General features: G+C 61.8%; 1 protein-coding gene and 1 pseudogene. Both read right to left on the bottom strand.

Annotated features, from left to right (window positions below):
• Positions 1-15: 15 nt before the first annotated feature.
• Positions 16-681 (bottom strand): M48 family metallopeptidase, encoded by a 666-nt coding sequence (locus ADG881_RS17150; RefSeq protein ID WP_039927635.1) that lies wholly within the window; start codon positions 679-681, stop codon positions 16-18.
• A 13-nt stretch (positions 682-694) separates the two neighbouring features.
• Positions 695-973: pseudogene (locus ADG881_RS17145) on the bottom strand (YebC/PmpR family DNA-binding transcriptional regulator); the annotation flags it as partial.
• Between the last annotated feature and the right edge of the window lie 243 nt (positions 974-1,216).

Below are 1,216 nucleotides of genomic sequence, written 5' to 3'. Positions count from 1 at the left end.
GTTAGGTGGTTTTATTCAGGGCTGGAACAGGGGTTGTTCGAGCAAGGTCTTGCGCTGGCGCCAGTCGGGCATGCGGGCGTCCATGAGGGCGTGGAAGCCTGGGCCGTGGTCCATGTGTTGCAGGTGGCAGAGCTCGTGCATGACCACGTAATCCAGCGCTGCCGGCGGGTAGTGCAGCAGGGCCATGTTCAGGTTGATGTACCCTTTTGCCGACAGTGAGCCCCAGCGGGTGCGCATCTTTTTTACCCGCAATACCGGGCGCGTATAACCTTGCCCGGCAAACCAGCCGAACTGCCGCGCGATGCTGTCTTCAAACAACGGGCGTGCCTGCTGGCGAAGCCAGCGCTCCACCGCCTGCTGCACCGCTGCCTCGCTGTCGGGCTCGGCAACTCGCACCTGCAGATAGCCGCCAGCCACACTCACCGACGACCGTCCTGCAGAAACATCCAGGATCAACGGCTGGCCCCGGAACACAACGCTGCAGCCATCCAGCCAGCGTTGCCGCGGGCGACTGGCCTGGCGTTGTTGCTGGTCCTTGATCCACTGGCGGCGGCTGTCCACAAAGGTCTGCACCATACGCAGGGGCGCCCGTTGTGGCGCACGCACCTGCACACGCCCGTCTTCCAGCACACGCAGCTCCAGGGAGCGGCGCTTGCTGCGGATCAGTTCGTAGTCGGTCATGATTCCTGAATCACCCATCTCCCGCAGGAACGTCGCTGATTTCATCCATGTTGCCGTCGTCATCACCGCCGGCACCACGCTTCACGGCCCGATCGATGGTGTCGCGGGTCATGTTCTGGCCCAGCGCCTTGTCGATAGCCGCCCGCAGACGCGGATTATCGTTGGGTTCGCCGCCACCCATCTTCGCGGCCACGGTAAGCTCGCGAATCAACTTGGTAAAAATCTTGCCGCGTTTGGCATCCTGGGCCGCCTTGCGGTGCTTGATGTTGGCCCACTTACTATGTCCTGCCATGTTACCTCCGCCAGCACGCAGCACGCGTCACGCAACACATTTGCGGCACGCTTTTGCGTGAAGCGTGCTGCGTGGTGCATGCCTGCGTCTCTGTATATCAACCTTCTTCTTTTCGTACCTGTACGCCCACTTCACGCAGCTGCTTGTTGTCCACCGGTGACGGCGCGTTTGGTCATGGTGCACGCTGCGGTCTGGGTCTTCGGGAAAGCAATCACGTCACGGATCGACTCACAGCCGGTCATC

Origin of the sequence: Alcanivorax sp. DG881, from assembly GCF_000155615.1 — a bacterium.
Lineage (GTDB): Bacteria > Pseudomonadota > Gammaproteobacteria > Pseudomonadales > Alcanivoracaceae > Alcanivorax.
The sequence above is the reverse complement of the archived record's forward strand: the minus strand, read 5'-3'. Positions and strand labels throughout refer to the sequence as shown.

What these genes read in the sequence shown, in the direction of transcription:
- ADG881_RS17150 (WP_039927635.1), bottom strand. Translation starts at nt 681, where the DNA reads ATGACCGACTACGAACTGATCCGCAGCAAGCGCCGCTCCCTGGAGCTG.